The organism is Sphingobacterium cavernae, assembly GCF_008520265.1.
GTDB lineage: Bacteria > Bacteroidota > Bacteroidia > Sphingobacteriales > Sphingobacteriaceae > Sphingobacterium > Sphingobacterium cavernae.
Window position 1 is genome coordinate 47,092 of sequence record NZ_VIQM01000032.1, and the last position, 7,011, is coordinate 54,102.

3 protein-coding genes are annotated in these 7,011 nt (G+C 36.6%); 2 read left to right on the top strand and 1 reads right to left on the bottom strand.

Features of this window, described 5'->3' with window-relative positions:
• Nucleotides 1–255: 255 nt before the first annotated feature.
• Entirely contained in the window at nt 256–2,874 is a 2,619-nt protein-coding gene (locus tag FLS47_RS06540) for a valine--tRNA ligase (RefSeq protein ID WP_149913576.1), read from the bottom strand.
• Nucleotides 2,875–3,017: 143 nt separating this feature from the next.
• Here FLS47_RS06540 and FLS47_RS06545 point away from each other — a divergent pair, with 143 nt between their 5' ends.
• Entirely contained in the window at nt 3,018–4,895 is a 1,878-nt protein-coding gene (locus tag FLS47_RS06545) for an LTA synthase family protein (protein WP_149913577.1), read from the top strand.
• Nucleotide 4,896: 1 nt separating this feature from the next.
• Nucleotides 4,897–6,825: an LTA synthase family protein gene (locus FLS47_RS06550; protein WP_149913578.1), complete on the top strand. Its 1,929-nt coding sequence runs from the start codon at nt 4,897–4,899 to the stop codon at nt 6,823–6,825.
• The last annotated feature ends 186 nt before the right edge of the window (nt 6,826–7,011 follow it).

Consider the following 7,011-nt stretch of genomic DNA (forward strand, 5'->3'; position numbering starts at 1 on the left):
CTGTTTTTTTGAAAATTTCAGAATCAGGAGAACCTATTGGAGTGATAATAAAACACTCTTTTAATTCTGTCTTTTCTTCAGAATTTTTATTTGTCGATACAGTTTTACTCATTTATTATGGTCTTAGTATTGTGAAAATACGAATAAATTATAATAAAATAAGCCTCACCAAAAACTTGATGAGGCTTTATATACTTTGTAGATTATCTTACGTTTAGATGTCTCTCTTCGGTCGACATAACGTTTTAAACAAAATTATCCCAAATTCGCTAAGCTTTCTGCTAAGATTTGAATTTTAGCTTCAGCGTCTGCTTTTTTGTTTCTTTCGTTTTCGATGATTTCTGGTTTTGCATTTTGTACGAAGCGCTCGTTGGATAATTTCTTATCTACAGATATCAAGAATCCTTTTAAGTAATCAATTTCTTTAGTAATACGCTCGCGTTCTGCATCTACATCGATATTATCAGCGGCTAACTGAACATAACATTCTGTCTTACCAGCTAAGAAGCTCAATGCGCCAGTTATTTTCTCTTGTACAAAAGTCAATTCCGAAATATTTGCCAATTTAGTAATTGACTCTTCGTATTTCGCAAAATCGATATCTGTGTTGCTAATCGCTAAAGGCAATGCAATTTTTGGAGAAAGACCTTTTGAGTTACGAACAGCACGAACTTCAGAAATAATCTGTTGTACTGTAGCAAACTCTTTTATGATTTTCTCATCGAAAGCAGCTACTTTAGGGTATTCTGCTACGATTATACAATCTTTGTCTTCACGTAATCCGAATAATTCATCATGATACAATTCTTCAGTCAAGAATGGCATAAATGGATGTGCTAAAGCCAATACCCTCAAGAAGAAACCTTTTACAGTTTCTAAAGTCTCCGCTTCGATTGGCTGTTGGTAAGCAGGCTTTACTAATTCCAAATACCACGCACAGAAATCATCCCAAATTAACTTGTAAGTCGCCATCAAGGCATCAGATAAACGGTAATTTGCGAAGTGTTCGTCAATCTCTACTACAGCTTGATTGAAACGATTTTCGAACCAAACAGCAGCAGTTTTTTGTGCTTCAGTTGCTGGTGAATTTTTCGTTTCCCAACCTTTTACCAAACGGAAAGCATTCCAAATTTTGTTGGCGAAATTACGACCCTGCTCACAGTAAGAAACGTCAAACATCAAGTCATTTCCGGCAGGAGAAGATAATAACATTCCTACACGTACGCCGTCCGTTCCGTATTGTTCCATCAATTCGATAGGATCAGGGGAGTTACCCAATGATTTTGACATCTTGCGACCTAACTTGTCACGCACGATACCTGTTAAGTATACATTGCGGAAAGGAGGTTTTTGTGTATAATCATGACCCATAATAATCATACGTGCCACCCAGAAGAACAAAATTTCTGGCGCAGTCACTAAATCATTTGTAGGGTAGTAGTATTTAAAATCTTCGTTTTCAGGGTTACGTACACCGTCGAAAACAGACATTGGCCACAAGCCAGAAGAGAACCAGGTATCCAATACGTCGTCTTCTTGACGCAATGCTGCCGTAGATTTACCTTGCACTTCGAATTCTTTTACAGCTTCTCCTTCTGTTTTAGCAACAACCCATTCGTTGTTCTCATTATACCAAGCTGGAATACGTTGTCCCCACCACAATTGTCGAGAGATACACCAATCTTTCACATTTTCCATCCAGTGCTTGTACGAAGCAAAGAATTTTTCTGGAATTAATTTGATCGTACCATCTTCTACGTAAGATAAAGCAGGCTTAGCGATGTCTTCCATTTTGCAGAACCATTGCATAGATAGCTTTGGTTCTATAGCCGCATCTGTACGTTCTGAGAATCCAACTTGAGATTTGTAATCTTCGATTTTCTCGATTTGGTCAACTTCTTCTAATAATTTAGCTATCTTCTTACGTGCAATGAAACGGTCTTCGCCAACTAAGATTTCTGCTTTCTCATTTAATGTACCGTCATCATTTAGGATGTCGATAACCGCAAGATTGTGTTTTTGACCTAATTCATAGTCATTCAAATCGTGTGCAGGTGTTACTTTCAAACATCCTGTACCGAATTCCATTTCTACATATTGGTCCTCGATAATCGGAATTTCACGGTTAACTAAAGGAATGATAACTTTCTTACCTTTAAGGTGTTGGTAGCGCTCATCGTTAGGGTTGATACAGATGGCTGAATCCGCCATAATCGTTTCTGGACGCGTAGTCGCTATAATGATATATTCATCCGAATCTTTGATTTTATATCGGATGTAGTATAATTTTTGATTTACTTCTTTACGAATTACCTCTTCATCAGAAAGCGCAGTTTTGCCTTGTGGATCCCAATTCACCATACGCACACCACGGTAGATGTAACCGTCTTTGTAGAATTTTATGAAGGTATCGATAACCGCTTCTGACAAATCAGGATCCATCGTGAATTTAGTACGTTCCCAATCACATGAAGCACCTAATTTTTCTAATTGCTTCAAGATGATACCGCCGTATTTCTCTTTCCACTCCCATGCATGTTTCAAGAAATCCTCACGAGTTAACGATTTTTTATCAATTCCTTGCTCTTTCAACATGGCAACAACTTTAGCTTCTGTAGCAATAGAGGCGTGGTCAGTACCAGGCACCCAACATGCATTTTTACCTTGCATACGTGCACGACGAATCAATACATCTTGAATGGTATTATTCAACATGTGCCCCATGTGCAATACTCCAGTGACGTTTGGCGGAGGCATTACAATTGTGTAGGGTTCACGCTCGTCTGGTGTGGAACGGAAAAAACCGTTTTCCATCCAGTAAGAATACCATTTTTCTTCTGCTTCTTTTGGGCTATAAGTTTTTGCTATGCTCATTGTAATAATTCGTTCAAAAAATTGAAGTACAAAAATACGGAAATAAAGCAATTATTCCTTTAATTCTTACATTAATATCTTACCGCTAAACGACATATTTACACAGAATATTACTTAGTTTTGCTTTTTCATTTGAAGTGAGTATGAACAAAAAGTTAGGTTACTTTTCTGCTGTAACTTTTTACCTTAGTTTATTGGCGTATTGGTTATTGCTTTCTGCGATTGATCGCGCGCTGTTTCTGTTTTCCGTTTCAGATAAAATAGAGCAATCTTATATTTCGGCATTATTTGACACGTCGGTAGCTGGTTATAAGTTGGATTTGTCACTAGCGGGATACCTGTTTGTTTTACCTTTTCTATTTTTTATGGTGCAGCATTTCTTTATAAGAGAAGTTGTATCAAGTTGGTGGTTAAGAGGTTATGTGATGGTACCGACTTTTTTATGTGCAGCAATCAGTGTTTCAAATATTCCATTGTACCAATCTTGGGGAGAGAAAATCAGCAAACGTGCAATCGGCATGGCGGTTGATACACCACAAGGCGTAACGGCTTCATTGGACTGGTCTATTGTGTTTCAGGTGGTTATTGGATTACTTGTTTTTTTTGGGTTTGCCCATTACTTTTATCATTTAGTCGTGGCTAGCTATGCGAAATATGTTCCACTTACTATTGGAGGTAATGTATTGGTATTCTTACTCGGTTTGGGCGTGATTTTTACGATGATTCGAGGAGGATATGGTCGTGCAAATTTAAATCCTAGTGTGGCGTACTATTCTGAAAGTTCGACTTTAAATCATACTGCTGTCAATACGTATTGGGCATTTCTAAAAGACTTGACAAAAAGTGGAGTGAAAAATCCGTACAATTTTATGGATATCGCTGAGGCAGACAGTATAGTCGATTCAATTTTTAAAGCTTCTCCAGATAGTATTTCTCAGATATTACATACAAATAAGCCAAATGTTGTAGTTATATTATTGGAAGGAATAGTAGCACAAGTATTTGAGGCATTAGGTGGAGAAAAAGAAATTGCTCCAGGTATGAATAATCTGATGAATGAAGGAATCACCTTTACGCGTGCTTATGCCGCAGCAGACCGTTCGGACAAAGGGATGATTGCTACATTCAGTGGCTTTCCGGCTCAAGGATCTGAAAGTATCATCAAATATATTTCCAAACATGAGCGATTACCAGCCATCATGCAGGTGTATGATTCGTTAGGGTATTCGACTTCATTTTATCATGGCGGACAGTCGGAATTCTATAATTTCAAATCCTATATGCTATCGCACGGTGTTGATCGTGTTGTTGACAATAATAGCTTTGATCTTGCAACGGAGCGCGTCTCATGGGGTGTTTATGACCATGTTGTAGCGGATAGAATGTTGCAGGATTTGAATGATGATGAGAAGCCATTTTTTTCAATCTTTTATACAGTTGTAAATCATGAACCTTTTGATTTAAAGGGAAATTATAAATTTGGAAGTGACACGAAAGCTAACAAATACAGAAGTACGGTTTACTATACCGATTCGGTTGTAAATGATATGGTTAATCATGCGAAAAAGGAGAACTGGTATGAAAATACACTTTTCGTTGTTTTGTCGGATCATGGTTCTGTTTATCCTAGCGAAAAATTTGGGTTGCAACATCCGGATCGTTACCATATTCCACTGTTTATGTTTGGTGAGGCTTTGAAAGATGAGTGGAGAGGGCAGCAAATCAAACACGTGGTTAGTCAAACTGATTTAGCGACCACACTTTGGAATTTTGTGAGTGATAAACCTTCGCCTTTTAAGTATTCTATAGATCTATTTTCAACTAACCGACCAAATTATGCCTTTTATAATTCCAATACAACATTAGGTATCGTGACAAACAGTGAAGCTATTTCGTACGATGTGCAAGGTGCAAAAGTGTCTTTTGATCAAGGACTTAATACTCAATTGCAAAAAGATAGCTTGATACGAATCGCCAAAGGTTATTATCAATATGTTTTTAAAGACTTTCAGCAATATTAAAATGAAGCAGATTCAATTAAAGGGTGTTTCGAATACATTACTTTTATTGTTTATTCAATTTGTAATTGTTCTCGTGATCTATGCGGGATTGCGTTATGGATTTTATGTTTTTAATAAATCCATGTTTCCGCAAGTGAGTAATTCTGAATTACTACTCATGATGTGGGGAGGCGTTAAGTTTGATACTGTCGCTATTCTTTATTTGAATATAATTTACATTTTGTTGCAGAGTATACCTTTTCCTTTTAAGTATGCTATTGCTTATCAAAAAGTTTGTAAATGGGTTTTTGTAGCAACTAATTCAATTGGCATAGCATTAAATTTAGTTGATTACGCATATTATCCCTTCACACTTAAAAGAACCACAGGAACTGTATTTGGGCAATTTGCTAACGAGGAAAATTTGTTTAAACTAAGCTTTGATTTTCTAATTGGATACTGGTATTTACTTATACTTTTTGTGCTTTTTATATTCTTTTTATTTAAAGTATACAATTCGGTTAGTTTAGTTAAAGTTCAAAAAGTAAGCTGGTTATTTTATGGAGTTCAATTTATAGCTTTTTTATTCACTATATTCTTATTCATTGGTGGAGTTCGGGGAGGGTGGGCGCACAGCACGCGACCTATTACGTTGAGTAACGCTGGAGATTATGTGAGAAATCCTGAAGAAATGAATATTGTGTTGAACACACCTTTCAGTATTCTGAAAACGCTGAAAGCAATTTCGCTCAAAGAAGTACATTACTTTTCGGACAAAGAATTAGAAAAAATATATCCAGTAATACATCATCCAAAAGACAGCACAGAATTTAAAAAGCTAAATGTTGTGGTGTTAATTTTAGAAAGTTTTGGAAAGGAACATGTTGGAGCGCTCAATAAGGATATTAATAATGGAACTTACAAAGGGTATACGCCATTTTTGGATTCTTTGATAGGAGAGTCTTACACGTTTACACGTTCATACGCGAATGGTCGCAAGTCGATAGATGCGTTACCTTCGGTTATAACGGGTATTCCTTCAGTTGGTGAACCTTTTGTTCTCTCTATTTACTCAGGTAATAAAACAACAAGTCTTGCCAAATTATTAGGTGATGAAGGCTACGAAACTGCATTTTTTCATGGTGCTCCTAATGGAAGTATGGGCTTCTCAGCTTACACGCAATTGGCGGGAATAAACCATTATTTCGGCAAGAACGAATATAATAACGAAGCGGATTTTGATGGGATTTGGGGTATTTGGGACGAGCCTTTTATGCAGTTTATGGCAGATAAAATTGATGATCTGCCACAACCATTTTTTGCTGGATTTTTTTCTTTGTCATCTCATCATCCATTCAAAATTCCTGAAAAATATAAAGGACAATTCCCGAAAGGACCTCTAGAGGTTCATGAACCAGTTGGGTATTCGGATTATGCATTAAAACAATTTTTTGATAAAGCAGCCAAATCGCCATGGTTTAATAACACATTATTTGTGATATGTGCAGATCACGCAACGGTGAGCCATTTGCCCGAATACCAAACTGCTCCCAATTCATTTGCAATACCTATTGTATTTTATAATCCGGGTGGTAATTTAAAGGGATTGTCAGACAAATTAGTGCAACAAATAGATATTTTGCCAACTGTATTGAATTATTTGAATTACCCAAAACCTTATTTTTCATTTGGATTTGATGCATTCGCAAATCAACAGAATAATTTTGTAGTCAATAATATAGGTGGGGTATACAATCTTTTCCAAGGAAATTATTATATGACACACGATGGTGAAAAGCCAACTTCTATTTTCGATCTCAAGCATGATAAATTCTTAAAAAAAGATTTACTACCTGATAACAAGTTAAAAGATTCGCTAGAGCATACTCTCAAAACTTTTATACAGCAGTATAATTACAGTATGATTCATAATAAATTAGTTTACGATTAATTTAAGAAAGGAAGAATAAAATAGCAAAGGCTCGGAATTTTCGAGCCTTTGCTATTTGGTGTGCCCAGCATGGGCAATAACTCTAGGGTGTAAGTCCCGAACACGCCTTTACAGTGGGAAGTGTTAGCTTATGACAAGGGTGTCCAGCGCGAGGTGGAATCTGAAGGAAGTCTGAGGCAAAACTTC